The 1,604-nt window shown below is 46.1% G+C and carries 2 protein-coding genes; one reads left to right on the forward strand and one right to left on the reverse strand.

Going from position 1 to position 1,604, the window contains the following annotated elements:
* Positions 1 to 313 precede the first annotated feature (313 nt).
* The gene (locus O9332_RS04480; protein ID WP_288023874.1) at positions 314 to 1,078 is read right to left on the reverse strand and encodes a proprotein convertase P-domain-containing protein; all 765 of its coding nucleotides are present in this window, start codon (positions 1,076 to 1,078) and stop codon (positions 314 to 316) included.
* Between the two features lie 395 nt (positions 1,079 to 1,473).
* Here O9332_RS04480 and O9332_RS04485 point away from each other — a divergent pair.
* On the forward strand, positions 1,474 to 1,604 hold a 131-nt coding region (locus O9332_RS04485), incomplete at its 3' end, for a helix-turn-helix domain-containing protein (RefSeq protein WP_272079660.1).

Genomic DNA, 1,604 nt, shown 5'->3' on the forward strand with positions numbered 1-1,604 from the left:
CCCTTATAGAGAAAGGCATTTAGCGATTTTTGTCAATTGTTTTTTATCTAGAGCGAACTAATCAATTAAGTCTCTTGCCAGATAAGGATTTAGTCGATTTATGCCCCCCTATCGAACCATAACAAGTAACGAAGAGCCAAAAATACGTCGAGAACCAAAACTCCCCGAAAGTGGAAACGCTACCGCGTTAGTTTTATTCTGGTCGCGATTCATCTCGCTCCATTGAGATAGTTTTGATTCCCGCTTCAGCCCGGTCGGGAGGAAATAAGCATAATCCAGAAAACGGGTTTCTCAAAGAAACCCGTTTTCTATGCTAATCTTTCCCATTCAAATGGCGCTCAAGTGCCGCTCTCGCTCCCAGTAAGCCTAAAGCCAGCAAACCTAAGCTAGAACTTGGCTCAGGAATGGGGGTACCTTGCAAATTTAGCGTCCAAGAAGTGAAAGAGCCAGTAGTACCAGCGACAGTATCGGCAATGGTCAGCCGCCAGACGCCGCTGGACTCTTGTCCGCCTAGGGAAGCGAGCATGGGAACCTTGGTGCTACTGTTCCCACCAGTGGCGAAGTAGTTGCCGCTGGCGACGTTAAAAAGATTACCCCCAGAAGCCGCTACCGTCCAGATGTCGCCGGTAAAGGCATCGTTAAAGCTGTAGTTGCCGTTGAAGTTGCTGTTATCGCCAGTCGCAGTAGCAGGGGGAACAATGCGCCCAACCCGGTTGAATAGGGCTACTGTCGTGTTGGTTGGGACGTAGGTGAGGGCGGCACGCACCTGGCCTAGAGAGTTGTGCTGCAGTCCCGTGAGGGTGACAGTGACATCGGTGATCAAAAAGTTGGAACTGGTGGGAACGGTAATAGTGCTACTAAAACCAGTGGTGTTGTCATCAGGGATATTACCGCCACTTCCGGTAAAGGTAAAGGTGGCGGCGCTGGCGGGGAGGGTGGCCACCATGGTGATCGCGCTAACTGTGCTGGCGAAGACAACACCGACACCAGACAGGGATTTGAGGATAGTTGTGGTGTTCATTGACAATTTTGTAGAAATTGGCTCTTCGTTACTTGTTATGGTTCGATAGGGGGGCATAAATCGACTAAATCCTTATCTGGCAAGAGACTTAATTGATTAGTTCGCTCTAGATAAAAAACAATTGACAAAAATCGCTAAATGTCTTTCTATATAAGGGTTCCATCCCTTATAATCCCCGTCCATTGCATAACACAAACCGAAGAGCCTAGAAATTTTACCAAAAAGCATATCACACCACCCCTATTTTGTCAATTATTGCTTCTTATCGATTTTATAGGGTTTTATCTATGTTTTTCATCTCCAGAAAACGGGTTTCTCAAAGAAACCCGTTTTCTAATGTAATCGCGTAGTGCTATATCATCGAAAATTTTGGGTCTGAAACCCCGTCGTTCTACGACGGCTTTACTGTTAAATATTAGCACATTTACGAAATATATGCTTAAATGTGAGGTATGGAAAAAGCCTATTCGTTTCGATTTTACCCCACACCCGAACAAGAGTCGCTATTGCGGCGCACTTTGGGCTGTGTAAGATTAGTTTACAACAAAGCTCTCCACGAACGAACACAAGCTTGGTATGAAAG

Source organism: Microcystis sp. LE19-10.1B (genome assembly GCF_027530565.1).
GTDB lineage: Bacteria > Cyanobacteriota > Cyanobacteriia > Cyanobacteriales > Microcystaceae > Microcystis > Microcystis aeruginosa.

Excerpts from the sequence above, each read along its gene's own strand:
- O9332_RS04480 (WP_288023874.1), bottom strand. The coding sequence starts at position 1,078 with ATGCCCCCCTATCGAACCATAACAAGTAACGAAGAGCCAATTTCTACA.